Source organism: Terrabacter sp. Root181 (assembly GCF_001428505.1).
Lineage (GTDB): Bacteria > Actinomycetota > Actinomycetes > Actinomycetales > Dermatophilaceae > Terrabacter.
On record NZ_LMHU01000001.1, the window covers coordinates 113,576 to 138,869 of the forward strand.

The window sequence follows — 25,294 nt, forward strand, 5'->3', positions numbered from 1 at the left end:
GGACAGGGCTTCTGCCCGGGCAGCAGCGACGCCTCAGCTGGGCAGCCACCGGGGCTCGAGCGCTCCGTGGACCAGGCGAGCGCCGTGTTCCACGTGAAACGGCGTCGAGCAGGCGTGAACACGCCTGCGTTTCACGTGAAACGGGGCGAGAGGGCGCTTCGGTCCGAAGCCCGACATGGCCCGAGGTGCAGGGGCGGACCGGCCCCGACCACCTAGACTGGCCGACGGACGCGATGGCCGCGTCGGCGATGTGAGGGGTTGGCGAATGGCGGAGAAGCGTCGAGCACTGGGTCGAGGCCTCGGGGCGCTCATACCGAGCGCACCGAGCGGAGGCGCAGGGCGGCCCGTCGACGTCTTCTTCACCGAGCAGAAGCAGGCCGAGCCCGTGGCGGCGGATTCCGCCGACTCCGCGGTCCGCGACGAACCAGCATCGCCGACGTCCTCGGCCCCGGCCTCCGACGGCTCGACCCCTCCCACGACCGCATCCGACGGCGCTGACCCGTCGCTCACCACGAGCAGCGGGCTGGCGATGGTCCCCGGCGCTGAGTTCGCCGAGCTCGACATCGACTCGATCCGGCCGAACCCGAAGCAGCCGCGCACGGTCTTCGACGAGGACCACATGGGCGAGCTCGTGCACTCGATCCGGGAGATCGGCGTGCTGCAACCCATCGTCGTGCGGCGGATCCCTGCCGACCAGCTCGCCGAGGCGGAGGGGAAGATCTTCGAGCTCATCATGGGCGAACGTCGATGGCGCGCCTCCCAGGCCGCGGATCTCGGCGTCATCCCCGCGATCATCAAGGACACCAGCGACGACGACCTGCTGCGTGATGCCCTGCTCGAGAACCTGCACCGCAGCCAGCTCAACCCGCTCGAGGAGGCGGCGGCCTACCAGCAGCTGCTCGACGACTTCGGCTGCTCCCACGAGCAGCTGGCCACGCGCATCGGCCGGTCGCGACCCCAGATCTCCAACACGCTGCGTCTGCTGAAGCTGCCCCCGCTCGTGCAGCGACGCGTGGCCGCCGGCGTGCTGAGTGCCGGACACGCCCGCGCCCTGCTCGGCATGGCCGACGGCGCCGCCATGGAGCGCATGGCTCAGCGCATCGTCGCCGAGGGGCTGTCCGTGCGCAACGTCGAGGAGCTCGTCGCTCTGGGCGAGGGCAATGACGCCCCCAAGGCCCGGCGGCCGCGGGCCGGTAGCAGACACCCGCAGCTCGACAGCTTCACGGCCGGGCTCTCGGACCACCTCGAGACCCGAGTCGCCATCGCCCTGGGCCAGCGCAAGGGCAAGATCACCGTCGAGTTCGCCTCGATGGAGGACCTGCGCCGGATCCTGGGTCTGATGGGGATGTCGTCCCCGTCGCAGGACTGACGGCACGTCGTCTCGCCGTCGCCCGTTCTCAGAGCCAGGCTGGAGGCCGGGGGATCCGCACCACGGTGAGCCCGTCGACGCGCAGGACGTCGGCGTGGGGATCGTCCCGCACCGCCCGGGCGATGTCCGCGCACTCGGCAGGAGCGCACCACCGCGGATAGAGGCCCTGCTGGTCGTAGAGCATCGAGCGCACCGTGACCGCCGTCATGGATCCTTGGGCGGTCGCCTTCCAGCGCGGCTCCATCCACATGACGACGACATCGTCAGGATGCTGGCCCACGACGGATGCCGTGTCGCTGACGATGGCGTCGTACTGCTCGCGCGTCGCCCGGTGCTGGCCCAGATCGGAGCGCCATGACATCACGCCGACCATTGCGATGACAGCCAGACCCACGACACCGGCGATGCGTGATGGACGAATCCCGTTGAGCAGCAAGGCAGCCGGTAGACACACCGCAGGCCAGGCCCAGAGGGAGGCGCGGGTGCCGGTCACGACTCCGGAGTAGACCGTCAGGGCGGCCTCCAGCGACACCACGACGACGACGGCGCCCAGCACGATGACGGCGGACCTTCGCGTCGACGAGTCGACGAGCGCCCAGACGAGAGTGACGACAGCGACCACCGCGGCCCAGCCGAGCAGCCCCAGCAGCGACGCGAACTGCGTGCCGTAGCGCGCGAGGTTCGTCGTGAGGTCGTCGAGGCTCTCGAGCGGGTTGGGGCGACGCCAGGTCGAGATGGTCAGGCCGAAGGTGCCGAACGCGAGCCAGTTGAACGCGTAGACGGTGAGGACACCGATGCCATAGGCGCCGACGAAGCCGGCCGCGCCGACCAGGAGGCGTCGTGTCGACTGGCCGAGCTCGGTGACGACGAAGGCGAGGAAGACGAGGGCGGCCACGGGCGGGTAGGACAGGATCGACAGGACGACGAAGAGCAGCAGCCAGGCCGCCAGGAAGCGTCGCCGAAGGCGCGCCAGGGGAAGCGTCCAGACCGCGGTGGCGGCGACGATCATCGACGCCGAGAGGGTGCCGGGCCAGTAGACGAGGCGGACCCAGATCGCCGAGACGAACAGGGCGAACGTCAGCACGAACGTCGAGAGACGGTTCGGGGGAGCGAGGGCGCGGACGAAGCCCCACACGAAGGCGGAGTACGCCGCGACGAAGATGGTGGATGCCACGACGATGGACGTGCGCTGGCCGATGACGTACCAGTAGACCGTGTTGAGCCAACGCCCCTCGTAGAGGTTGCGGCTGAACTGTGCCGCGGACCCCGGCTCGTGGCGGCCCAGGGTGAATGCCCAGTCGTCGTGTCGGATGAAGGGATGGGCCACCTGCAGCACGGCACCCGTCACGACGAGCGTGAGGACCAGTGCGCCGGGTACCACGAGCCACTCGGGCCACGCGCGGCGAGCACTCCACGGCGGCCGCTGGCTCACCGTCGGCTCCGCCGTGGCGTGGGCGGTGTTGCTCATGCGGCTCCCCTGGGTCCGGTTGGGGTCTGCCAACCTTGGCGGTCCGCGACTCTGCTCTGCGACCACGGTAGCCCCCGGACCTCCACGGAACCGGGCACGTCGCTGACAGGACCCGGTGCGTCGCGCGTCGGGTACGTCCTGCAGGATCGAGGCACAGCTGGCAGAGGGAGGACGAGGATGCCTGAGGGCCATACCATCCACGCGCTCGCAGATCGCCTCGACCGCGCCTTCCGCGGCCGTGAGATCACGGCCACGAGCCCGCAGGGACGCTTTGCGGCCGACGCGGAGCGTCTCGACGGACGCGTGTTCGAGCGGGCCCAGGCGTGGGGCAAGCACCTCTTCGCCGACATCGGTGACGCCACGCTGCACGTCCACCTCGGTCTGATCGGGATGTTTCCCGTGAAACATCTCGACGGCGACCATCCACCCGCTCCCGTGGGCGCCGTCCGGCTGCGACTCGTGGGTCCCGACCACTGGGCCGACCTGCGCGGGCCGATGATCTGCACGCTCGTGGACCGGGCCCGCCAGCGCGAGATCGTCGCGACGTTGGGCCCCGACCCGCTGCGCCGGGGTGCACGTCCCGAACCCGGGTGGGCGCGGGTGCAGGGGAGCCGACGCACGGTGGCGGAGCTGCTCATGGACCAGTCGGTCGTCGCCGGCGTCGGCAACGTCTACCGCTGCGAGGTGCTGCATCGCCTGGCTGTCGACCCGCTCACTCGTGGCGTCGACCTGTCAGACCAGGTCTGGCGCGAGATCTGGGACGACCTCGTGCTCCTCATGCCCCTCGGGCGCAGCTTCTCCCAGATCATCACCATGCCCGACCAGGTCGAGGACGCTGCCCGTGTGAAGCGCTCCGGGCGGGCGCGAGCGATCAGCCGACGCCTGACCGGTGAGCGGCTCGGCGACACGTTCGAGCGACGGTTCCTCGTCTACAAACGCACGGGTGAGCCATGTCCGAGATGCTCAAATCCCTTGCAGGAGAAGGAGATTGCTGGACGGCGGCTCTACTGGTGCCCGGCCTGCCAGCTGCGGCACTGAGGGTCGGGTCGAGCAGCAGACCGTCACCACCCGGTGAACGGCGCGCGGGTCCGCACGGGAATCTCGACGTAGTCGTGGCACCCGAGGAGGGGCAGCACCAGTCGGGGCGGCTGTGGCATCCGGGAGTGACCCTCGTCCTCCGGGAGGTCGACGGGCGCGCCGAGGGTCAACAGCTCGTCACGCAGGTGCATCCGCCCGACACCGGCGGCACGGAGGTTGGCCAGCCAGTCGACACCCCGACCGTAGGTCAGGGCGACGGTCACGGCATCGCCTCGGTCGAACGCCATGATCGGTACCCGGAAGGTGCGTCCGGAGCGACGTCCGACGTGCTCGAGCTCGACGAACCAGCCATGCCCCGCGAGGTGCACCAGGGCTCGGTTCAGGTACTTCTTGTTCAGCTGGGTGACGGCACGGGGAATCGGCATCGGGACCTCCGGCACCCAGCCTCGCACCCGAGCCGTCCACCGGCACCCCGGAGCACCCAGAACGCCCGGCTCGCTCCCGAACGCACCCGAGGACGACCCTGGCGACACCAGTGCCCGCCTAGGCTGGCGCCATGGCCCTCAGCGGATCACGGCCGGCGCCGACCCACGTGCTCGCCCACCTCTCCGACACGCACCTCATCGCGGGAGGCGGCCTGCTCGCCGGTCACATCGACACGGAGGCGCAGCTGCGCCGGGCCCTGGCACGGTTGGAGTCGTCGGGGGAGCGGTTCGACGCCCTCGTCATCTCGGGCGACCTCGCCGACAGCGGGGACCCCGCGGCCTATGCCCTGCTGCGGGAGGTCGTCGAGCCCGTCGTCGCGCGGCTCGGGTGCGCGCTCGTCCTGACCGGCGGCAACCACGACGAGCGCCTGCCGATGGCGCGGATGCTCTACGGCGTGGACACGGATGCGCCTCAGGACACGGTCACCGACGTGAACGGCCTGCGCGTCATCGCGATCGACTCCGCGGTGCCGGGCTACCATCACGGCGGGTTCTCGGATGACCAGTACGACTGGCTCGCAAAGGAACTCGCCACTCCAGCCGAGCACGGAACGATCCTCGTGATCCACCACGCGCCCATCACCTACCGCTCACCGGTCATGCAGCTGCTCGACTTCGACGACGTCGACCGGTTGCGCGTCGTCGTCGAGGGCAGCGACGTGCGGGCCGTCCTCAGCGGCCATCTCCACGTGACGAGCTTCGGCACGCTCGGGACGGTCCCGGTCCTCGTCGCCGGCGGCGTCAGCTACGTCGACGACGTCGGGGCGCCACGTGAGCTGCTCATGGGCGTCGACGGACCCCAGTCGTGGAACCTCGTCGAGGTGCACGCCGACCAGGTCGTGGCCACCGTCGTGCCGATCGAGCAGCACCCGACGTGGCCGGCCCTCTCGGAGGCCGTCATGGAGTACATGGAGACGGTGCCCGAGGATGATCGGCGCGAGGTCTTCTCCCGCAAGCGCACGTGAGGCGGCCGCACACTTCGATATTCGAAGTGTCGAGAACGTCGTTCCCTGATCGACATGATGGTGAAGGTCCGACCCGCGGGCCGCACACCGAGGAGTCAGACATGAGCCAGATCGAGGAGGCCACATCGGCGGATGGCACCACCATCGCCTACGAGTCCTACGGCTCGGGGCCGGTGGCGGTCGTGGTCGGCGGCGCGTTCTGCGACCTAGGGTCCTTCCGCGACCTCGCCGAGGAACTGGGCGGGCTGGGGCTGACCGGAGTGACCTACGACCGACGGGGCCGCGGCGACAGCGGTGACACTCATCCCTACGCCGTCGCCCGTGAGATCGACGACCTCACCGCCGTCATCGATGCGGCCGGTGAATCCGACGCTCCTGCCTACGCTTTCGGCGTCTCGTCCGGAGGGGCACTCGTCATCGAGGCCATCGCCGCAGGCGCTCCGGTCACCAAGGGCTCAGCGCTCGAGGTGCCCTACCGCAGCGAGGCCTGGCCGGCACCCGACGACTACATCGGCCAGCTCGAGCGCTTCGAGGCGGCCGGCGACCGAGAGGGCATCCTGCGCTACTTCAACAACATCGTCGTCGGGATGCCCGAGGAGATGGTCGAGGGCATGCGGGGCACACCGATGTGGGAGCCGCTGCTGGCGCTGACCTACACCGTCAAGTACGACGGGGCCTGCCTGGGCGGCGACGACCAGAGCCTGCCCACCGAGACGCTGCGCCGGGTGACGGTGCCCTTCCTCTCGGTCTGCAGCAGCGGCACGCAGATGCCGGTGCTGCACGACTCGGCGCGCGTGCTCGCCGGCGCGCTGCCGAACGCCCGAGCCGTCGAGCTCCCGGGTGACTTCCACCAGGTGCCGGCCCCGGTGCTGGCTCCGGTCCTCGCCGAGTTCTACCGCGCCTGAACCGCTGACGACCCGTTGGGTTCCCTTGAACAACAAGGGAACCCAACGGCATACGCGCGGAGTGTCAGCCGGCAAGCAGGGCGAGCACGGGGTTGTGCTCGGGTGGCACGACCTCACGCGGCGGACCGGGGGGAGTCCCGTCGCCAAACGGCGAGCCGCCCAGCTCCTCGCGCCCGTGGGGCGTGGCCCAGTTGTCGAGCGCCGGGCCGAGGGGGACGACACCCGTCGGGTTCACGTCGGTGTGCACGACGTAGTAGTGCCGCTTGATGTGGGTGAAGTCGACCGTGTCGCCGAAGCCGGGCGTCTGGAAGAGGTCACGCGCGTAGCCCCACAGCGCCGGCATCTCGATGAGCTTGCTCCGGTTGCACTTGAAGTGGCCGTGGTAGACGGGGTCGAAGCGCACGAGCGTCGTGAAGAGGCGCACGTCGGCCTCGGTGATGTGGTCGCCGACGAGGTAGCGCCGGGTCGACAGGCGCTCCTCGAGCAGGTCGAGGTTGTCCCACAGCCGGCGGTAGGCCTTGTCGTAGGCGTCCTGGGTGCCGGCGAAGCCGCACCGGTAGACACCGTTGTTGACGTAGCGGTAGATCGGCTCGCTCACCGCCTCGATCTCGTCGGCGAGGGCGTCCGGGTAGAGGTCCGGCGCACCCTCCCGGTGGAACTCCCGCCACTCGGTCTCGAGGTCGACGGTGATCTGCTTGAAGTCGTTCGTCACGACGGCACCTGTCGGCACGTCGACGATCGCGGGCACCGTGATGCCACGGGGGTATTCGGGGTCGCGCGTGAGGTAGGCGTCCTGGATGCGAGGGATCTGCAGCACCGGGTCGAGGCCGCCGGGGTCGAGGTCGAAGGTCCAGCTGCGCCGGTCGTGCGTCGGCCCGCAGATCCCCATCGACAGCGCGTCCTCGAGCCCGAGCAGCCGGCGCACGATGATCGCGCGGTTGGCCCAGGGGCACGCCCGCGCGACGACGAGACGGTAGCGGCCCGCCTCGACGGGGAAGCCGTCGCGCCCGTCGGCGGTGATGCGGGTCGTGATGTAGCGCGTGTCGCGCTTGAAGCTCTTCTCGACATAGGTGCCCGGCTCGCTCATGCGCCCACCCTAATTCGGTATGCCGGGTGGCCCGGGGGAGCGCCCGCGGCACCCGAGGTGCCCTCCCCAGCAGACCGTCGCGACCTGGCTCCGACGCGGTGGTTCCCGCACTCATGGTGCTCGCGGGCGGACGGCGGGCCAGAATGGGGAGCATGAGGGCTGCGAGGAGGCACGATGCGTGAGCTCCGGCCCCTCACGCCCGACCGGGTCGGCGACCTCGTCGGCTCGTGTGCGCCGTGCACGTTCTGGCAGACGGTGCCCCGCAACGGGCACTCCGACCCGAGCGAGCCGCTCGTCCTCTTGGCTGAGTGGGTCGAGTCGGTCACTGCCGACTGGGGTCCGCCGGGGCGCATCGCCTACCTCGACGGACAGCCCGCCGGACACGTCGTCGTCGCTCCCGCGCGGCACGTCGCGCGGCTGGCCGCCTTCCCGACCTCACCGTCCGACCCGTCGACGCTCATGCTCGTCACGGCGGTCACGACCCCGGAGTACGCCGGACGGGGACTGCGCAAGGCCCTGGTCCAGTCGGCCGCGAAGGACGCCCTGCGCCACCGCGTGCGATCGCTGGAGGCGGTCGCGGCACGTCCGCTCGCGGTCTCGCGGCACGCGTGCGTCCTCGACGTCGGCTTCCTCGAGAAGGTCGGCTTCCGGGTCGAACGCGACCACCCGGCATACCCCCGCCTCCGGATCGACCTGCGCACGGTCGTCACGCTGCGCGACGAGGCAGCGGCAGCGATCGCCCGTGCCCTGGACCGTGTGCCGGGGGTGCGCCCGGTGCCCGAGAGCCACCCCAGCGGCTCGAGCCACGCGCACGTCAGCGACCGCGACTGACCCACTCCGCCGAGGGCACCCGTCCCGAGCACGACGTGCCCACTCGGTCGGTCTCAGCCGACGGTGCGCTCGGCCCCCACCTGCTGCGCGCGCATGGTCTCGAGGTGGCGGCGCAGGTCGTCGAGCCGCAGGACGCCGGTGCGCGAGGTGTCGGCCTCGCCGAGGTAGACGCGCTGGAGTGCGACGACGACGGCCTCTGCGACGTGGTCGAGGGTCTGGCCGCTGGCGAGGGCTGTGGCATCGCCCTCGTGGCTGAGGTAGCCGAAGTCGAGCCGCACCGCCGGCATGCGGGTGCGGCGCAGCAGCGGCCACGTGCGGGCGTGCGCGCGGCAGTCGGTCAGACCCGTGCGGGCCACGACCTCGCGCAGGAGCAGGTCGGCGAAGCTCTCGCCGATGACCGACCAGTCGGCATGGGCGGCGTTGTCGGGGTGACCGTAGAAGTACGTCGCGGCCCCGTGGGCCGAGCCCGTGACCGAGTGGTCGGTGTGCAGCGAGAGCACGAGGTCGGCCTCGCAGGAGTTGGCGAAGGCCGCGCGCTCCTCGTCGGTGCCGCCGTCGGTGGCCTCGGTGCGGGTGAAGACGACGCTCACACCGTGGGCGGACAGGCGCCCCTCGATGCGTCGCGCGAGGTCGAGCGCGAGGCGGGCCTCGACGAGACTGCGGTGCCCCCGGGCGCCGGCGTCGCCGCCACCGTGGCCGGGGTCGAGCACGATGGTGCGGCCGCTGAGGCTGTAACCGCTGCGACGGATCTGCTCGCGCTCGCGCAGGGCGTTGGCCGACCCGCCGCTGACGGAGCGGCGCAGGCCGGCGAAGGAGCGCATCGTCTCGGGTCCGACGGTGCCGTCGGGGACGAGGCCGACGGCGGCCTGGAAGGCGCGCAGTGCCGTGTCGGTGCTCGGGCCGTGGAGACCGTCGACCTTGCCGGGCGTGAAACCGAGCTCGACGAGGCGGGCCTGCAGGGCCACGACGTCGTCGCCCTCGATGAAGTGCTCGGGGACGTAGCGGAGCACGCGGTCGCCGAGCGCCCAGCGCGCGCCGTCGAGGACGGCATACGTGGAGCGGCCGACGATGCCGTCGACGATGAGTCCGCGCCGCTGCTGGAAGGACTTGACGGCCTGCTCGACCCGCTCGTCGTAGACGGGGTCGCCGAAGCGGTCGCTGTGGCCGGAACCGCCCGGGAGGTCGCCCGACAGGACGAGCCGCTCGCACACAGCGGCCACGGCCGGGCCGGAGTCGCCGCGCCGGAGCACGACTGACTGCTGTGGGGTCATCTCGGCTCCTTTCCTTGGAGGGGCTCCGGAGGGGGTCGCGGTTGGCTGTGCGTCAGTCCGGAGCGGTCGGGCGCCGTCAGCAGCGTAGTACGCGAAAGGGGTGGCACCGTGACGGTGGACCACCCCTTCGACGTCTGCCGGTCAGGCGATGAACTCCTCCAGCTCGCGGAGCAGCTTCGGCTTCGGGTGCGCGCCGACGATCGTCTTGACGACCTCGCCCTTGACGTAGACGTTGAGCGTGGGGATCGAGACGACGCCGTAACGGGCGGCGGTGTCGACGTTCGCGTCGGTGTCGAGCTTGACGACCTCGATCTTGTCGCCGTACTGCTCGTTGATCTCCTCGAGGATCGGAGCGACCTTGCGGCACGGGCCGCACCACGTCGCCCAGAAGTCGACGAGCACGGGCTTGTCGCTCATGAGGACGTCGTCGGCGAAGGTGGCGTCGGTCGTGTTCTTCAGTGCCATGGGGATTCCTTCTCGGTGTACGGCGGGGCTGGGGTGGGCTGGATGGTGGGGCCGCAGGTTTCGAGGCTAGGCGTCGGCGCCGACGGTGGCGCGCTGGTCGGGGATCGCGCCGGAGTCCGTCTCGTCGATGAGGGCGGCCTCCGCGGCGGCCTCGGCGGGCGTCGCGGTGTCCTCGAGGGCGGCGAGGTAGTGCTCGGCGTCGAGGGCGGCGGCGCAGCCGGAGCCGGCGGCGGTGATGGCCTGGCGGTACGTGTGGTCGACGAGGTCGCCACAGGCGAAGACGCCGGGGATGTTGGTGCGGGTGGAGCGGCCGTCGACGAGGACGTAGCCGGCGTCGTCGAGGGCGACGGCCTCGCCCTCGGCGCCGTCGGTGGGCGCGAGGAGCTCGTTGCGGGGGTCGTGGCCGATCGCGACGAAGAGGCCCGTGACGGCCAGCTCGCGGGTGTCTCCGGTGACCGTGTCGCGCAGCGTGATGCCGGAGAGCCTGCCCTCGCCGTGGATCTGCGCGACCTCGGAGTTCCAGGCGAAACGGATCTTGTCGTTGGCGAAGGCGCGGTCGGCCATGATCTTGCTGGCGCGCAGCTCCTCGCGGCGGTGGATGATCGTGACCGTGCGGGCGAACTTCGTCAGGAAGGTCGCCTCCTCGATGGCGGAGTCGCCGCCGCCGACGACGGCGATGTCCTGGTCGCGGAAGAAGAAGCCGTCGCACGTCGCGCACCACGAGACGCCGTGGCCGGAGAGCTCCTTCTCGCGGGGCAGGCCGAGCTCGCGGTAGGCCGAGCCCATCGCGAGGATGACCGAGCGGGCGCGGTGGACGGTGCCCTCGCCGTCGGTGACCGTCTTGACCTCGCCGGTCAGGTCGACGGCGGTGACGTCGTCGGTGACGATCTCGGCGCCGAAGCGCTCGGCCTGGGCGCGCATGCCGTCCATGAGGTCGGGGCCCATGATGCCGTCCTTGAAACCGGGGAAGTTCTCGACCTCGGTCGTGTTCATCAGCGCACCACCGGCGGTGACGGCGCCCTCGAAGACGAGGGGCGCGAGGTTCGCGCGCGCGGCGTAGACGGCCGCGGTGTACCCCGCAGGGCCCGAGCCGATGATGATGACGTTGCGGACGTCGGACATGTGGGCTGCTCCTCGTGAAACTCGTGTCGTGGCCGCTCGTCCCCGCGTGGCGACCGGTAGGTGCCGGTGCCGCGGGAGGCCGCGAGCCGCATAGGCCTCAACCGATCCTAGGCGGTTGTTGTTCCCGCGCTCGTCAGCCTGCGAGGCGCTGGGCGCGCGTCCGCATCGCGCGTGGTGCCAGCAGTCTCGTGGGGCTCACGGGACGGGCGTGGCGTCCCGGAGCAGGCCGGGGGCGCCGGTCGTGCAGCTGCGCTCCACGGCCCATGCGGTGCTGGCGCCGGCGCGGGTGACGACGACGACGACTGCAGGGCGTCCGTCGAACGTCGCGAGGTCGGCGGAGACGCCGTCGGGCGCGGGGTCCGCCGCGCTGAGCGCCCCGATCTCCTCGAGGCACGCCTCGAGGCCGATGGGGGTGGCGATGGGACCGATCGCGGGCGACTCCGCTGCGAGGTCGCGGATCGGCTCTCCCGGGCGGTCGAGCAGTTCGCGCGCCCGCCCGGCGAGGTTCGCGGCGGTGTATGCCGTCGTGCTGAGCTGGATGTGGAGGCCGGACGGCGTGGACGGCGGGCTCGACGGCGTCGTGGAGGCCCCGGCGCCGAAGGTGTCGCCGATGACCGCCGCCCCGTTGGGCCGCTTAGTCACGTGCAGGGCCGACGCGCCCACGGCGACGACGGCAGCGGCCGCGGCGACGGCGGCCACGAGGTAGATCGGCTTGGGTCGGTTCGCGCGCGTGGGCAGCGCGAGCACCGAGCCGTGAGACATGTCGGCCGGGTTGGCCGGATCCGCCGGGTCCGAACCGGCGCGGGAGGCGGCCAGGGGGCCCGGGTCGACGCGCAGCCGGGCCGCCTCGAGCAAGGCGGCGGAGATGCGCTCGGAGACGCCGTCAGGCATCGGGCCAGGGTCTGCCGCTCCGGCGAGCAGGGTCCGCACCTGCTGCTCGACGTCCGCGTCGAGGTGGGGCGGGGGGGCGTCATCCTCGATCTCGTGGTCGACGGCCCGGTCGCCGGCCGGCTCGGTCACGTCCCGGTCGTCGGGGTCACGGACGCGAGGATGGTGCTCGGGGGTGTGCGCGGACTCGTCCACGGATGTGGTCCTTCAGGCAGGGCGTGCGGTGGTCGGACGGGCAGGCAGGGGTATGCCGGTCGCCATGGCTTCGACGGCCCCCTGTGGCCGTCGGGTTCCACCGGATTCAACCATTCTTCGGCGGGGGGGCCGGGACGGTGGCCGCGGGACCCGAGGTGACCCGGGCCCGTCCCACCCGTACCCCGTGACGGCGTGCGCGGACCGCGTCAGTCGTGCTCGACGGGCCGGACACCCGGCGTCAGACCCAGGTGCTGGGCCAGGGCCGCGCGCCCGCGTGCGCACCGCGACTTGATGGTCCCCTCGGCGACGCCGAGGATGACGGCCGCCTCGGCCACCGGCACCGCGTGCATGTCGACGAGCACGAGCGCCGCGCGCTGCCCCTCGGGGAGCTTGGCCAGCGCCTCCTGGATGTCGAGGCGCACCTCGGTGGAGGCGTGGTGGTCGTGGCGGTCGGCGAGCTCGTACTCGGGCAGCTCGGCGGTCGGCTTGCGGCGACGCAGCCGGTCCAGGCAGGCGTTGACGATGATGCGGTGCAGCCACGTGGTGACGGCGGCCTCGCCGCGATACGACTCGGCCCGGCGGAAGGCGGCGATGAAGCCGTCCTGCACGCAGTCGGCGGCGAGCTCGGGGTCACGCACGGTGCGCAGCGCGACGGCCCACATCCGGTCCTTGTGCCGTCGGAAGAGCTCGGCAAAGGCATGGTCGTCACCGTCGACGTGCAGTGCCAGCAGCTCCCGGTCGCTCAGATCTGCGACCGGGGCGGCAACCCCCGGGCTCACGGTCAGCGCACCGTCACTTCGCTGATCTGCGCGCGGTAGTGGTTCGCGGCCTCGGCGGGCGCCGCCTTGGTGACGAGGACGAGGATCTTGCTGGCCGGCTGGAGCGGGCCGTCGGCCTTGATGACGACGGTGCCGCTGGCCCTCTTCATGGACCCGATCTTCTGGGCGCCGTCGAGCGAGTCCTTGGAGCCCGAGTCGGTGGCGTACACGGTGACGTTCTGCTCGGCGCCGAGGACGAGCTCGACCTCCTTGACGACCGTGGGCGCGCTGAGGTCGAGCAGGACCCCGACGCCGTCCTTCTTGCCGTTGAAGGAGGCGGTGCCGTACCAGCGCGAGCGCCATTCGGTGCCCGGGTCGCCGTCGAAGGTGAGCTTGACGTTCTGGTCGGCCTCGGTGCCGTCCTCGGGGTCGAAGCCCGTGCCGCCGATGACGCTGACGGGTGCCGCGGGCGGCGCCTGGGTCGTGGCCGGTGGCGCCTGGGTGGTCGTGCCCTGCGGCTGGCTCGCGGACGGTGTGCGCGTCTTGGTGACGGTGACGGCCGTGGCGGGGCCGTCGTGCTGGCCGATCTTCATGACGTTGCTGATGCCGATGACGAGCGCGATGAGCACGAGCACCCCGACGATCGCGAGGGCGATGCGCGACTGCGCGCCGCTCGGAGCCTCGGGGACGTCGCGACCGAAGACCGGCAGCGGCGGCTCCAGGCGGGTCGTGGGCGCCTCGTCGAGCGCGTCGACGAGGCCGATGTCCTCGCCCTCGAAGTCGTCGTCGTGGGACGACCGGCGCTCGGCGGCCCGGGCAGCGGCCTTGTCGGCGGCGGCGCGGGCGAACGAGCCGACCTTGTCGCCGATGGCACCGGCGACGCCGGCCGCGGCAGCCCCGGCCGCGGCGATGCCGCCATGGGGTCGCTCGGTGGTGGGCGCGCCGGTCGTCGTGGCGCCGGGCTGTCCCTCGGACACGCTGTCGAAGAAGATCGTGCTCGGCTGGCCCAGGTCGCCCCCGGCGCCGGTCCTCGAGGCGGCCCCGGCAGCACCCGCGACACCGGCCGCACCCACAGCTGCTGCCCCGGCGCCCACGGACGGCATGACACGCGTCGGCTCGAGGGACTCGCGGTCGCGGCTGCGCAGGCCGATGCCGGTGGCACCGTCGGACGACGCCTGCTCGCTCGGCCACGGCGCGATCTGGAGGGCGAGGTCGCCGGGCGACACGGGCCCGCGTCGGCCGTTGCCCAGGGTCATGCGGCAGATGAGGTCGAGGTCGTTGGGCACGCCCACGGCGATCTCGGAGGGGGCGGCGACACCACCGACGATGGTCGGGGCCGCCTCGAGGCCGACGGGCGCGCCCGCGGGGATCAGCCCGTCGTCGACGGACACCATGGGCCAGCGACCGGTGAGTCCGGCATACGCGATCTTGACGAGCCCGACGGCGTCGGCGCGGGACGCCCGCTCGTCGGAGAGGCGGTCGGCGTCGGTGAGGGCTGCCTCGGTGGCGAGGCCGCGCACCTTGACGGCACCGTCGGACATCCGCAGCAGCGAGCTCGGGGTCAGGGCGAGGTGGTGCAGACCGCGATGGGTCGCCTTGTCGAGGGCCGTGGCGGCCTCGCCGGTCAGCCGGCGCACCTCGTCGGGCGAGAGGCCGCCGCTCTGCAACAGGTGCGAGAGGGGTGCGGCGCCGGTCAGGGGCTCCTCGACGATGAAGCCGACGCCCTGGTCGGTGCCCACGTCGAGGACCCGCACGAGGCGGGAGTCCTCGATGCCCGCGGCCCGGCGGGCGGCGTCGAGCGCGGCGGCCGCGACCGACGAGGCGGCCGGGAAGCAGACGAGCACGACCTCGCGCTCGAGGGTGTGGTCGTTGGCGCGCCAGCGCTCGTGGTGGGTGCCCTCGGAGGTGCGCAGCGTGACCGCGTAGCGGCCGCCCAGGACGGATCCGGGTCCGACTCCCTGCACGTGCGTCACCCTCCCTCGTCATGTCGTGCGCGGATGCGTGGCTCGACACCCATCCTAGGCGGACTCAGACGCGATCCCCGTCGTCCGAATCGCCGAGCGCCTCGTGTGCCGCGGTCACGGCCTCGATGTCGGCGATCTCGTCGACGCGCGAGGTGCCCTTGACGACCGCACGGATCACACCGGCCAGCAGGACGAGTCCCACGAGGATGCCGCCGACCCAGTAGATGGCGGCGTCCAGCGGGTTGGCCGACACGGGAATGGTGGCCGGTGAGCCGATCCGGGTGCCGTCGGCCGTCGTCAGAAAGGCGCGGATCTCGGCACGGCCCGCGGCCACCGCAGCGACCTCGACCGGCACGTTGGTGCGCGAGGAGGGCCCGATGGTCACCGGACCGGGCTGCTCCACGATGCGGATGCGCGGGTTGTCGGGCACGAGTCGCAGGCGGATGTCCTCGACGGCGTAGTCGAGGCCGTTCTCGACGGTGACGCGCAGGGTCCCGTTCTCGGCGAGCAGGTTGATCGTGCTCGTGCGAGGCACGACGCGGATGGCGCTCGTCGCCGCCTTGATGTCGGCGTCGACGGAGTTGGCCAGGGTGACCCACCCGGCCGGGTTCCAGCGCCATCGGGCGCTCGCGAGCTCGTCGAGCACCTCGCGGTAGGTCTTTTCGAACTCCTCGCCGTCGCGCAGGACCGAGGAGACGCTGAGGAGGGTGTCGCGCTGGTCGGCCATTCGTGCCAGGCGGCGTGCGTTGAGCACGGGCCTGGGGGCGGCGGAGGCGACCGCCGTCGTCGGCTTCGTCTGCGGCACGGCCTTGTCGTTGCCGCTGTCGGTCAGCAGCGACGCGGCGTCGACCGTCTCGAGCCACGGCGCGCTCGAGGTGGCCTCGAGGAAGGTCGCGAGCCCGGCGGCATCGGGGTCGTAGGTGCGCGGTGCGGTCACGAGCACCGAGCGCGGGGTGCCGGCGCGCTCGCCGAGCAGCACGAGCGTCTCGGCGAGGTAGCGCTGGACCGACAGGACGGGACTGGGGTCGCTGCGCTTCGGCAGCAGGGCGGACAGGCGGGTGTCGTACGCGAGCAGCCGGGTCCCGCTCGCCGTGACCCGCCGTGCGGTCGGGGTGTAGGCCGACCCCCTGGTCACGGCGGGGGCGCTGACGACGATGCCGGCGGCCTTCTTGACGGTCGTGCCGGACAGCAGCGTCTTGATGCCCTTCTCGCGCCCGGCCGGCATCAGCCCGTCGACGGGCCAGACGATGTCGGTCCGGGCCGGCTGACCGAGGCGGGCCGCGAGGGTCGACGCCCGGCTGACGAGGTCGCGCACGAGAGAGTTCGCGGGATCGACGCCGACGGTGGCGGCGATGTCCGCGTCCGCGTAGGGCAGCGCCCAGACGCTGCGGCCGGTCAGCTGCGTGACGACGGCGTCGCCGAGCCGCGCGATCGCGAGCCTGGCCTCCGACGGCGTGCCGCCGGGAGCCGTCGTCGTCGACGGGGTCGGGGACGTGCCCCCGGGCGCGGGGGTGCTCGTCGCGGATCCCGGAGTCGGCGTGCCCGTGGTGCCCGTGGTCCCCGACGGCTGGGAGGTCCCCGAGGTGCCGGTGCCCGATGGTGACGGCGTGGCCGTGCCGGTGCCGCCGGACGTGGACGTGCCGCTCGGCGTGGGACCGACCGCTCCGGAGTCGGTGGCCGCGTCGGGGCCGAGCACCGACGGGTCGACGGCGAGGTTCACCCGGGTGCCGTTGGTGCCCTCGAGGATGCGGGCGACCCTCGAGTCGGGACCGATGGCCTGCTGCCAGGCAGCCTGCCGGACCAGGTCGTCGCGGGAGAAGAGGTCGACCACGGGATCGAGCGTGACGGGGACCACCGTGGCGACCTTGAGCGGCACGTACTCCTTGCGGCCGTTCCAGGCGATGAAGGTCCGGGTCATCCCGGTGGGTTCGCTCGCCCCCTCCTGGACCACCTCCACCGAGATCGGCAGCGCCGCGAAGGCCTCGTCGGAGCGCAGCCGCTCCCACGGGACCGTGGCCGTGAAGGCCCGCGTCTGCCCGGCGGCCACCGTGGCGATGGACGTCGTGTCGACGGTGCGACCGGAGGTGTCGGTGCGGCCGGAGGCCCAGTCGTCGAGCGCGCTGCGCTGGTTGACCGTGACGTCACCGCGCACGACCCGCACCTCCGGGCCCGACAGCGGACCGGTGAGGGGGGCCGTGACGGTGCCGGTGATCGTGACGTCCTTGCCCGGTCCGACCACGGCCGGCGACAGGGTGTCGAGCACGATGACGGCGACGTCCTTGGCGGGCACCACGGCGGGACGGTGCGCGGCCGAGGAGGCGGGCCCGGCGGCATACGTGCTCGGGCCGGCGGACGGCGCGGCGCTCGCCAGGGCGCCACCGGCCGTCATCCCCAGCGCCACGATCGTCGTCGCCGTGGCGGTCAGGCGGCGCACGAGGCGGGTTGCGCGGCGCCCGCTCGTGTCCGGACGCCGCGACCCTCGGAGGATCACGCCGTCCCCGCCAGCCGGTTCCACGCCGCCTGCGCGATGCGGCGCTCGTTGGGGAAGGTGAGCCTGCGGTGCACCTCGTCCAGTCGCATCCACGCGACGTCGATGGCCTCGTGGTCGGGGTCGTTCTCGATGGAGAGCTCACCGCCCGTGGCCTCGAGGAGGTAGTGGTGCACGAACTTGTGGACGCGCTTGTTGGACGTCGCGAACCAGTAGTCGATGGTGCCGAGCTCGACGAGCACGCGCCCCACGATCCCGGTCTCCTCGGCGACCTCGCGGGCGGCCGTCTCGACGAGGGTCTCACCGGGCTCGACGTGGCCCTTGGGGAGGCACCACTCGACGCGGCCGGCGCGGTTGCGGCGGGCGATGATCGCGATGAGGGCCAGACCCTCCTGGACATCGACGACGATGCCACCGGCAGAGCGCTCCTCGACGGCGGGCAGACGCCTCCCCGGCACGGGGCTGGGGACGGGCTGCGCGCTCACATCGCCACCATAACGGGCGGGACCCGGACGGCTCTCGTCGTCGGCGCGACGCCGCACGCGACGGGTGTCGACGGGTGTGCCCGGTGCCTGTCCCGGGCGGACGCCCGGCCGGTCCCGGTCCATCCGCAGCTCACCCCACCGCGTACGCGCGCGGTCGGGGGCCCAGCGAACGCTCACTAGGCTGGGCGCGTGCCTGACCGACCCGACACGCCCTCCGCCGACAGCCACGAGCCGGCCGACGCCGGACTCCCGCTCCTGCGGGCGGCCGTCGCCCGGCTCGCCCCGGTCCTGCCGATGCTGACCGAGCTCGGGGAGCGGTTCGCCGCCGCCGGGCACGAGCTGGCCCTCGTCGGGGGTCCGGTGCGCGACGCCTTCCTCGGACGCGTCTCGCCCGACCTCGACCTCACCTCCGACGCCCGGCCGCACGCGATCCTCGCGCTCGTCACCGGCTGGGCCGACGCCCACTGGGACATCGGCCGCGAGTTCGGCACCATCGGACTGCGCAAGGGGCCGCACGTCATCGAGATCACGACCTACCGCGCCGACACCTACGACCGCACGTCGCGCAAGCCCGAGGTCATGTTCGGCGAGAGCCTCGAGGGCGACCTCGTCCGGCGCGACTTCACGGTCAACGCCATGGCGATCCGGCTGCCGAGCCTCGAGTTCGTCGACGTCCACGGTGGGCTGTCCGACCTCGTCCGGCAGCGGCTCATGACGCCCGCCGCACCCGAGGAGTCCTTCGCCGACGACCCGCTGCGGATGATGCGGGCGGCGCGCTTCGCCTCCCAGCTCGGCTTCGAGGTCGCGCCGGAGGTGCGGGCCGCCATGACCGAGCGTGCCGACACCCTCTCGATCATCTCGGCAGAACGGGTCCGCGACGAGTTCGTCAAGCTGCTCCTGTCACCGAGGCCGCGACTGGGCCTGACGCTCCTCGTCGACACGGGGCTCGCCGACGTCTTCCTGCCCGAGCTGCCCGCACTGCGTCTCGAGCTCGACGAGCACCACCGGCACAAGGACGTCTACGACCACTCCCTCATCGTCCTCGAGCAGGCCATGGACCTCGAGGGTCCCGCTGGTGGGGCGCCCGAGTCGGTGCCCGGGCCCGACCTCGTGCTGCGCCTCGCGGCCCTGCTCCACGACATCGGCAAGCCAGCCACCCGTCGCTTCGAGGACGGCGGCGGGGTCTCCTTCCACCACCACGAGCTCGTCGGCGCCAAGCTCGCCAGCCGGCGGATGAAGGCGATGCGCTTCGACAAGGACACGACGAAGCAGGTCGCCCGGCTCGTCGAGCTGCACCTGCGCTTCCACGGCTACGGCGACGGACAGTGGACCGACTCCGCCGTCCGGCGCTACGTCAACGACGCCGGACCGCTGCTCACGCGCCTGCACCGGCTGACGCGGTCGGACTGCACGACGCGCAACGCCCGCAAGGCGCAGCGCCTCTCCCGCGCCTACGACGACCTCGAGAAGCGCATCGAGCGCCTGGCGGCCGAGGAGGAGCTGGCCAGCGTCCGACCCGAGCTCAACGGGAACGAGATCGCCGAGGCACTGGCGATCCGGCCCGGGCCCGTGCTTGGGGAGGCCTACGACTTCCTCCTGTCGGTCCGGCTCGACGACGGACCCATCGGCAAGGACGCCGCCCGCGAGAAGCTGCTCGCCTGGTGGGCCGCGCGCGAGTCCTCCGCCTGAGAGGTGTCGCCGGGGAGTTCTCCCCATCGCGACGTCCGGGGACGCGGTCGTACGCTCGGAGGACCTCGTTCCTGCGCCGCCAGCGCCCGCCCGGGAGGTGCCCCGGCCGATCTGACACGTCACCTCGTGAATGATTGACTGACCGCGCCGTCCCCGACCCCCGCGGGAACGACCGAAAGGAACGAGCCATGAGCACCCTCGCCTACCCGAGCGCCGCCTTCCCGGGCCAGCCGTCGGTGGCCCTCGAGGTGCCGGACGGCTGGGAGCCGGCGCATGCACCGGGCACGACGATGGCGGCGCGGCTCCCGCGTGAGGGGTCCTTCGCACCCAACGTCGTCGTCACCATCGAGCAGTGCGGACCGGCCTACCGGATCGAGGACTCCCTCGAGCAGATCGCCTCGATGGCCACGTCGCGCGGCGGCGCCGTCTCCGAGCCGTATGCCGCCGACCTCGGCGGCGCACAGTTCGTCGGGTGCGACGCGACCTGGCCCGACGCTGACGTCGACACCGTCCTGCAGGCCAACCTCTTCCACCTCGTGACGGCCGGGGGGCCCGGCGCGGGCGCGCACCTCGTGCAGCTGACCGGTGCGGTCGGTGGTGCGGACGCCGTGGCGGACTACGAGCTCGTCCGCGAGGTCCTGACCACGGCGCGCGTCACGCCCTGGGGGGACGCGGGGCCCGCCGCCGACGAGGGCGCTGCCGACGACGCGGACGCGGACGCATGAGCACGACGCTCCCGGTCATCGCCTCCGGCCTCGCGACCGACGTGGGTCGCGTGCGCCAGCACAACGAGGACTCCGCGTGCACCCGAGGCACGGTCTACGTGGTCGCCGACGGCATGGGAGGTCACGCCGCCGGGGAGGTCGCGAGCCGGATCGCCGCCGAGACCGTCGCCGAGCTCGCCGAGCGTCCCGTGCTGCAGGTGCGCGACGTCGTCGCGCAGGTCGGCGAGGCCAACCGCCGCATCCTCGCCTCGGCCGCGCGCCACCCCGAGCAGACCGGCATGGGCACCACCGTCGCCGGCCTCGCCCTCGTCTCCGTCGGTGGTTCGCGCCACTGGGCCGTCTTCAACATCGGTGACTCCCGGGTCTACCGGTGCCTCGACGGCCGGCTCGCGCAGGTGACCGTCGACCACTCGGAGGTCTGGGAACTCGTGGAGCGTGGCCTCATCACCCCCGAGCAGGCGCAGCGGCACCCGGGGCGCAACGTCGTCACGCGGTCGCTGGGACGCGACCCTATGGGTGTCGTCGACACGTGGGTCTTCCCGCCCTACCCGGGCGAGGTGTTCGTCATCTGCTCCGACGGCCTGTCCAACGAGCTCACCCGCGAGGAGATCGAGGCCGTCCTCGCCGACCACCCCGACGCCGACGAGGCCGCGACCGAGCTGGTGCGACGCGGTGTCGAGGCCGGTGGTCGCGACAACGTCACTGCTATCGTCGTCGCGGTGCAGGGCCAGGACGCCGACTCCGACGTCGACGAGGACACGACCCCGCGCGAGAACGTGAACGGCTCATCAGGGGAGAGCAGGTCGTAGACGTGAGTGGCCCGTCCGTTGTGGTCGACCGGGCCCCCGAAGGCTGGACGCACATCGGGGGCCCCGGCATGCACCTGCTCATCGGTCTCGACGAGGACGACGAGCGCACCATCGCGGCGAGCGATGCCGCCGACGGTGGCGATCTCGACGACGTCGTCGAGGTGCTGACCGCCGGGGGCATGCGCAAGGCGCACCACTTCGTCGGCGTGCACTGGCAGCCGCGCACGCGCATCGTGGCGTTCGGCCCGGTGTCGGCGGTCGTGACGCTTGCCGACGGCACCGAGCACGACGTGCGCGCGACGAGCAGCAAGGTCTGGACCGACCTCGAGCTGCCCGCCCATCCCGAGCGGGTCGTGCTGCGCGTGCTCGAGGAGTCGGAGCGCTCGCATCCGGTGCCCTCGCAGGGCCTCGTGGCCGGACCACCACCTCCGAGTGGCGGATCCGCCTCCGTGGACAGCGGCGACGCGGCGACGCCCGTGGCGCCTGACGCGCCGGTCGACGCCTCGGCCACGCCCTCCACGACCGACGGTGGGACCCGCGGGCCGGTGGCGGTCGCCACCGGCGGCGTCTCTGCCGTCCTCGAGGTCGAGCCCGGGCCCGGGCCCGCGCGTCAGCAGGAGGCCGGGACGCCGTCCGGCGGTATCCCGACGTTCGGCTCGGCGGCACCGGTGAGCCGGGACGTCGAGGCGGTGGAACGCGCGGACACGTCCGCCACGTCGAGCCGTTCGCCCTGGAACCGCAGCTGGGCCGAGGGCGGCACGTCACCTTCCTCGTCCCACGCCCCAGCCGAGAGGGCCGAATCCCTTTCGGCCGCAGGCGAATCCGAGGACAGCGATGCCAGTCACGCTGTGGCGCAACAGGACTCGGATGCTGTATCCGACGAGGTGCGGGGTGACCATCGGGTCGAGCCTGTCGCACCAGACGAGCCCGCGAGTCCCGCGCCCGCGCTGCGATCGTGGACGTCCGTGGCCCCTGCCGTTCCTGTTCGCGCCACTCCGACGACGAACGACGGCGGCGCCGAGCACGCTGCCTCGGGCGCGTCGTCGGTGTCCTCGGCTCCGGTGGCCGGAGACCTGCCCGTGGCCGCGCCGCGTGACGTGCACTCGACCTGGTCGGCCCGCCCCGTGCTCGACCCCGGGCCGTCGACGCCGTCGGCTCCGTCCGCTCCGTCGGATCCGTCGGCCGGCCCGGACCCCGCCTCGCCCGTCGCGTCCGGGCTCGACGAACCCGACGACGACGTGCCGGCGGCCCCGCCGAGCTACGACTACCTCTTCGGGCACACGACGGCCGCCGACGAGCACCGCAGGGTGCTCGCCTCGTTGACCCAGCCCGACGACGAGGCGGGGCCCGACGAGGACGACCCGCTGCCGGGCCCCACCCTCCCGGCCGCCGCCGACGCGTCCGACGCACCGGTCACCAACGCCGCGCCGGCGCCCGTGGTGCCGGCGCGACCCATCCCGTCCGCGCCGGTCGTGCCCGAAGGCGGTCTCATCTCCTCGGTGCCGTGGGCTCGCTCCGCTCCGGAGACGGAGGTGCCTGAGCCCGAGGTGGAGCCCGAGGTCCCGACCTTCTCGGGTCGGCACACGCCACCGCCTGCCCCGAGCCTGCTGCCCCCGATGAACACCCCGCCGCCAGGCGTCCGCGCACCCGAGGCGACGCCGCTCATCTCGACCGGGCCGCCGCCCGTGACTGTCGACCCGGTACCCACCCCGGCCTCGACGCCGACGGCACCCCCGACGCCTCCTGCGGCGACGGCATACGTCGAAGGGGCCCAGCCACCGGCGGAGCCCACCTTCGACGTGCCCATCGCGGTGCCCTCCGCCGTGCCGCCGGTCGCCCCCGTCGCCCCGGTCGCCCCCGTCGCTCGCACGACGCCGGAACCGGTCCCGCCCGCTCCCACCCTCGACGCAGACACGGACGACGACGAGACCGAGCTGACCGTGGACCGGAGCGCCCTGCTCGAGGCGCGCCACGCCGCGCAGAACCAGTCCTTCTCCGGCCCGAGCGTCCTGGCCGTCCTGTGCTCCGCCGGCCACCCGACCCCGCCGCACGGCGACCGTTGTCGCGTCTGCGGCTCGAGCATCCCGCCGCAGGAGCCCTTCGCCATGCCGCGACCGCCACTGGGCGTGCTGCGGCTGTCGACGGGTGACGTCGTGACCCTCGACCGCAGCGTGCTGCTCGGCCGCGCGCCCAAGCTCGGCGACGGTCTCGCCGTCCACGACCGGCCGCACGTGGTCAAGGTGCCGAGCCCGGAGCGCGACGTCTCGCGCAACCACGTCGAGGTCATCCTCGAGGGCTGGCACGTGCTCATCCGCGACCTCGGCACGACGAACGGCACGACCGTGACGCTGCCGGGCGAGAGCCCGATCCGCCTGCGCGCCAACGACCAGCAGGTCCTCGAGCCGGGGTCGCTCGTGTCGATGGCCGACGAGGTCTCCTTCACGTTCGAGGCGGCGTCGTGACCCGCACGCCCGACCACCTGCCGGCTGCTGACGGAGGTGCCTCGTGAAGAAGGGTGCGCCCCCGAAGATCCCGGGGCTCGTCTTCGTCCAGCCGCTCGGGTCGGGCGGCTACGCCGACGTGTTCCTCTACGAGCAGCAGAGCCCCCGCATGCCGGTCGCGGTCAAGGTGCTCAAGTCCGAGGGCCTGACCGACGCCCTGCGCCAGCAGTTCGTCGAGGAGGCCGACACGATGGCCGCCCTCGGCGACCACCCGTACATCGTGCAGGTCTTCCGTTCCGGTGCCTCCGACGACGGTCGTCCCTACCTCGTCATGAAGTACTACCCGCCGCCCAACCTGGCGATGCGGGCCCGGGCCGAGCGCTTCTCCGTCGAGGACGTGCTGCGCACCGGCATCCAGCTCGCGAGTGCCGTCGAGACGGCGCACCGCGCCCACATCACGCACCGCGACATCAAGCCGGCCAACGTCCTCATCAGCGCGTACGGCGCTCCCGGCCTGACCGACTTCGGCATCGCCGGTCGCGGCGCCCGCGAGGGTGACGTCGAGGCCGAGACCACCGACGACGTCGGCGTCTCGGTGCCGTGGGCACCCCCGGAGGTGCTCTACGGCCAGAGCAACGGCGACGAGCGATCCGACGTCTACTCGCTCGCCGCCACCCTCTGGCAGCTGCTCGTCGGGCGCTCGCCCTTCGAGGTCCCGGGCGGCGACAACTCGGCGTACGCGTTGATGCCCCGGATCCGCAGCACCGCACCGCCCGCGACGGGCCGTCAGGACGTGCCGGCCGGCCTCGAGCGACTGCTGGCACAGGCCATGGCCAAGGACCCCGCGCACCGACCGGCGTCGGCGCTCGAGCTCGCCCGTGCGCTCCAGGCCGTCGAGCAGCAGCAACGCCTGGGCCGCACCCCCATCGTCGTGCTCGACGAGCAGGGTCACACCACCCTCGTCAGCCAGACCCAGGGGTCACCGACCGGCCGCGCCGGGGACGACGAGGACCGTACCCGGGTCAAGGCACCGCAGACCGTCGTCGCGCAGCCCGTCGGTCCCTCGCCGACGATGCTCGACGACGAGACGCGTCGCCGATCGGGGGCCGGTGCGCAACGCTGGTCGCCGGCCCCGATGCCGAGCCCCAGCCACGGGGCGTCGGCCGCGCCGGTCCGCCCGGCCGCCGTCACCGACCCGGTGGGGAGCCGGACTGCGCCGCTCGGGTCGGACGCCGCCGAGGAGGCCACGGTCCGACGCGCCACGAGCGCGTCTGCGACGCAGGGCGTTCCGGCGCCGGCGGCGACGTCTCCGCTCGCGAAGCCCGCGGTCCTCTGGGGCCTCGTGGCCGGCGTGGTCGTCCTCGTCGGTCTCGTCGTCTTCCTCGTCGCCCGACCCGGCTCGGACGACGACACCCCGGCGACTCCCACGCCAAGCGCCACCGTCTCGATGCCGGGGGACGACAGCGCCATCGGCGACGGTGTCTTCGACAAGCCGACCATCTCGGCGCGATCGGGTCAGGGCCGCGTCAGCTTCACGTGGAGCTACCCGCAGCCGTCCACGAAGGACACCTTCCGCGTGTCCTACGGTCCGACGCCGTCCGACGCCGGGAACCCGGAGCGCGCCACGCTCGTCTCGGTCACGGCCAGGACCTACACGGTCAAGGCGCCCCAGGGCACGAAGGTGTGCGCCACGGTCGTCGTGGCCCGCTCCGGCCAGGCCTCCCCGGGGGCCGACGTGCAGTGCGAGACCGCCCAGTGAAGGCGGCGGCGACCCGCTGCCTGAGTACGCCGGCGGGTGGACACGAAAGGGTCGGAACGGCAACCTCGACCCAGACACCCGCAAACC

At 72.6% G+C, this 25,294-nt stretch carries 21 protein-coding genes; 10 read left to right on the forward strand and 11 right to left on the reverse strand.

Annotated elements, in window-relative coordinates; translation table 11 throughout:
* Window positions 1-265: 265 nt before the first annotated feature.
* Complete coding sequence (locus ASD90_RS00525) at window positions 266-1,369, forward strand: ParB/RepB/Spo0J family partition protein (protein WP_056750187.1); 1,104 nt, start codon at window positions 266-268, stop codon at window positions 1,367-1,369.
* A 28-nt stretch (window positions 1,370-1,397) separates the two neighbouring features.
* Here ASD90_RS00525 and ASD90_RS00530 read toward each other — a convergent pair whose 3' ends face one another.
* On the reverse strand, window positions 1,398-2,837 hold the full coding sequence (locus ASD90_RS00530) for a hypothetical protein (protein ID WP_056750190.1): 1,440 nt from the start codon (window positions 2,835-2,837) through the stop codon (window positions 1,398-1,400).
* Window positions 2,838-3,014: 177 nt separating this feature from the next.
* Here ASD90_RS00530 and ASD90_RS00535 point away from each other — a divergent pair, with 177 nt between their 5' ends.
* Window positions 3,015-3,875: an Fpg/Nei family DNA glycosylase gene (locus tag ASD90_RS00535; RefSeq protein ID WP_056750193.1), complete on the forward strand. Its 861-nt coding sequence runs from the start codon at window positions 3,015-3,017 to the stop codon at window positions 3,873-3,875.
* A gap of 23 nt (window positions 3,876-3,898) precedes the next feature.
* On the opposite strand, the gene ASD90_RS00540 is transcribed toward ASD90_RS00535, so the two are convergent.
* Window positions 3,899-4,300 carry a hypothetical protein gene (locus ASD90_RS00540; RefSeq protein ID WP_056754136.1) on the reverse strand — a complete coding sequence of 134 codons (402 nt, stop codon included), beginning with the start codon at window positions 4,298-4,300 and terminating at the stop codon, window positions 3,899-3,901.
* Window positions 4,301-4,431: 131 nt separating this feature from the next.
* Here ASD90_RS00540 and ASD90_RS00545 point away from each other — a divergent pair, with 131 nt between their 5' ends.
* Both ASD90_RS00545 and ASD90_RS00550 read left to right on the forward strand, forming a co-directional pair.
* Entirely contained in the window at window positions 4,432-5,325 is an 894-nt protein-coding gene (locus ASD90_RS00545) for a metallophosphoesterase (protein WP_056750196.1), read from the forward strand.
* Window positions 5,326-5,426: 101 nt separating this feature from the next.
* Window positions 5,427-6,230, forward strand: a complete 804-nt coding sequence (locus tag ASD90_RS00550) for an alpha/beta fold hydrolase (protein WP_056750199.1) — start codon at window positions 5,427-5,429, stop codon at window positions 6,228-6,230.
* A 64-nt stretch (window positions 6,231-6,294) separates the two neighbouring features.
* Here ASD90_RS00550 and ASD90_RS00555 read toward each other — a convergent pair whose 3' ends face one another.
* Window positions 6,295-7,317: a glutathione S-transferase family protein gene (locus ASD90_RS00555; protein WP_056750202.1), complete on the reverse strand. Its 1,023-nt coding sequence runs from the start codon at window positions 7,315-7,317 to the stop codon at window positions 6,295-6,297.
* 174 nt (window positions 7,318-7,491) lie between these two features.
* On the opposite strand from ASD90_RS00555, the gene ASD90_RS00560 reads away from it, so the two are divergent.
* Window positions 7,492-8,148 (forward strand): GNAT family N-acetyltransferase, encoded by a 657-nt coding sequence (locus tag ASD90_RS00560; RefSeq protein ID WP_056750205.1) that lies wholly within the window; start codon window positions 7,492-7,494, stop codon window positions 8,146-8,148.
* Window positions 8,149-8,201: 53 nt separating this feature from the next.
* Here ASD90_RS00560 and ASD90_RS00565 read toward each other — a convergent pair whose 3' ends face one another.
* The 8 genes from ASD90_RS00565 to ASD90_RS00600 form a co-directional block, all read right to left on the reverse strand.
* The gene (locus ASD90_RS00565) at window positions 8,202-9,419 is read right to left on the reverse strand and encodes an N-acetylmuramoyl-L-alanine amidase (protein ID WP_056750208.1); all 1,218 of its coding nucleotides are present in this window, start codon (window positions 9,417-9,419) and stop codon (window positions 8,202-8,204) included.
* Window positions 9,420-9,560: 141 nt separating this feature from the next.
* On the reverse strand, window positions 9,561-9,890 hold the full coding sequence (gene trxA, locus ASD90_RS00570; RefSeq protein WP_026865341.1) for a thioredoxin: 330 nt from the start codon (window positions 9,888-9,890) through the stop codon (window positions 9,561-9,563).
* Between the two features lie 60 nt (window positions 9,891-9,950).
* The gene (trxB, locus tag ASD90_RS00575) at window positions 9,951-11,006 is read right to left on the reverse strand and encodes a thioredoxin-disulfide reductase (RefSeq protein ID WP_056750210.1); all 1,056 of its coding nucleotides are present in this window, start codon (window positions 11,004-11,006) and stop codon (window positions 9,951-9,953) included.
* A gap of 195 nt (window positions 11,007-11,201) precedes the next feature.
* Window positions 11,202-12,089: a hypothetical protein gene (locus tag ASD90_RS00580; protein WP_056750213.1), complete on the reverse strand. Its 888-nt coding sequence runs from the start codon at window positions 12,087-12,089 to the stop codon at window positions 11,202-11,204.
* Window positions 12,090-12,295: 206 nt separating this feature from the next.
* Window positions 12,296-12,868, reverse strand: coding sequence for an RNA polymerase sigma factor SigM (sigM, locus tag ASD90_RS00585; protein ID WP_056750216.1), 573 nt, complete (start codon window positions 12,866-12,868; stop codon window positions 12,296-12,298).
* A 2-nt stretch (window positions 12,869-12,870) separates the two neighbouring features.
* Window positions 12,871-14,811: a hypothetical protein gene (locus ASD90_RS00590; protein ID WP_162260157.1), complete on the reverse strand. Its 1,941-nt coding sequence runs from the start codon at window positions 14,809-14,811 to the stop codon at window positions 12,871-12,873.
* A gap of 64 nt (window positions 14,812-14,875) precedes the next feature.
* Window positions 14,876-17,302 (reverse strand): DUF6049 family protein, encoded by a 2,427-nt coding sequence (locus ASD90_RS00595; protein WP_235506333.1) that lies wholly within the window; start codon window positions 17,300-17,302, stop codon window positions 14,876-14,878.
* A complete protein-coding gene (locus ASD90_RS00600; RefSeq protein WP_020141640.1) occupies window positions 17,299-17,784 on the reverse strand; it encodes an NUDIX hydrolase in 486 nt (161 codons plus the stop codon). The genes ASD90_RS00595 and ASD90_RS00600 overlap by 4 nt, the downstream gene beginning before the upstream one ends.
* 189 nt (window positions 17,785-17,973) lie before the next feature.
* Between ASD90_RS00600 and ASD90_RS00605 the strand changes: the two genes are divergently transcribed.
* The 5 genes from ASD90_RS00605 to ASD90_RS00625 all read left to right on the forward strand — a co-directional run bounded on the left by ASD90_RS00605 (window position 17,974) and on the right by ASD90_RS00625 (window position 25,207).
* Window positions 17,974-19,473 carry a CCA tRNA nucleotidyltransferase gene (locus ASD90_RS00605; protein ID WP_056750221.1) on the forward strand — a complete coding sequence of 500 codons (1,500 nt, stop codon included), beginning with the start codon at window positions 17,974-17,976 and terminating at the stop codon, window positions 19,471-19,473.
* Window positions 19,474-19,661: 188 nt separating this feature from the next.
* Entirely contained in the window at window positions 19,662-20,198 is a 537-nt protein-coding gene (locus ASD90_RS00610) for a hypothetical protein (RefSeq protein WP_056750223.1), read from the forward strand.
* Complete coding sequence (locus tag ASD90_RS00615; RefSeq protein ID WP_056750226.1) at window positions 20,195-21,007, forward strand: PP2C family serine/threonine-protein phosphatase; 813 nt, start codon at window positions 20,195-20,197, stop codon at window positions 21,005-21,007. Before ASD90_RS00610 ends, ASD90_RS00615 begins: the two co-directional genes overlap by 4 nt.
* 2 nt (window positions 21,008-21,009) lie before the next feature.
* Window positions 21,010-23,469, forward strand: a complete 2,460-nt coding sequence (locus ASD90_RS00620) for an FHA domain-containing protein (protein ID WP_157622906.1) — start codon at window positions 21,010-21,012, stop codon at window positions 23,467-23,469.
* Between the two features lie 43 nt (window positions 23,470-23,512).
* Window positions 23,513-25,207: a serine/threonine-protein kinase gene (locus ASD90_RS00625; RefSeq protein ID WP_056750230.1), complete on the forward strand. Its 1,695-nt coding sequence runs from the start codon at window positions 23,513-23,515 to the stop codon at window positions 25,205-25,207.
* Window positions 25,208-25,294: the final 87 nt, after the last annotated feature.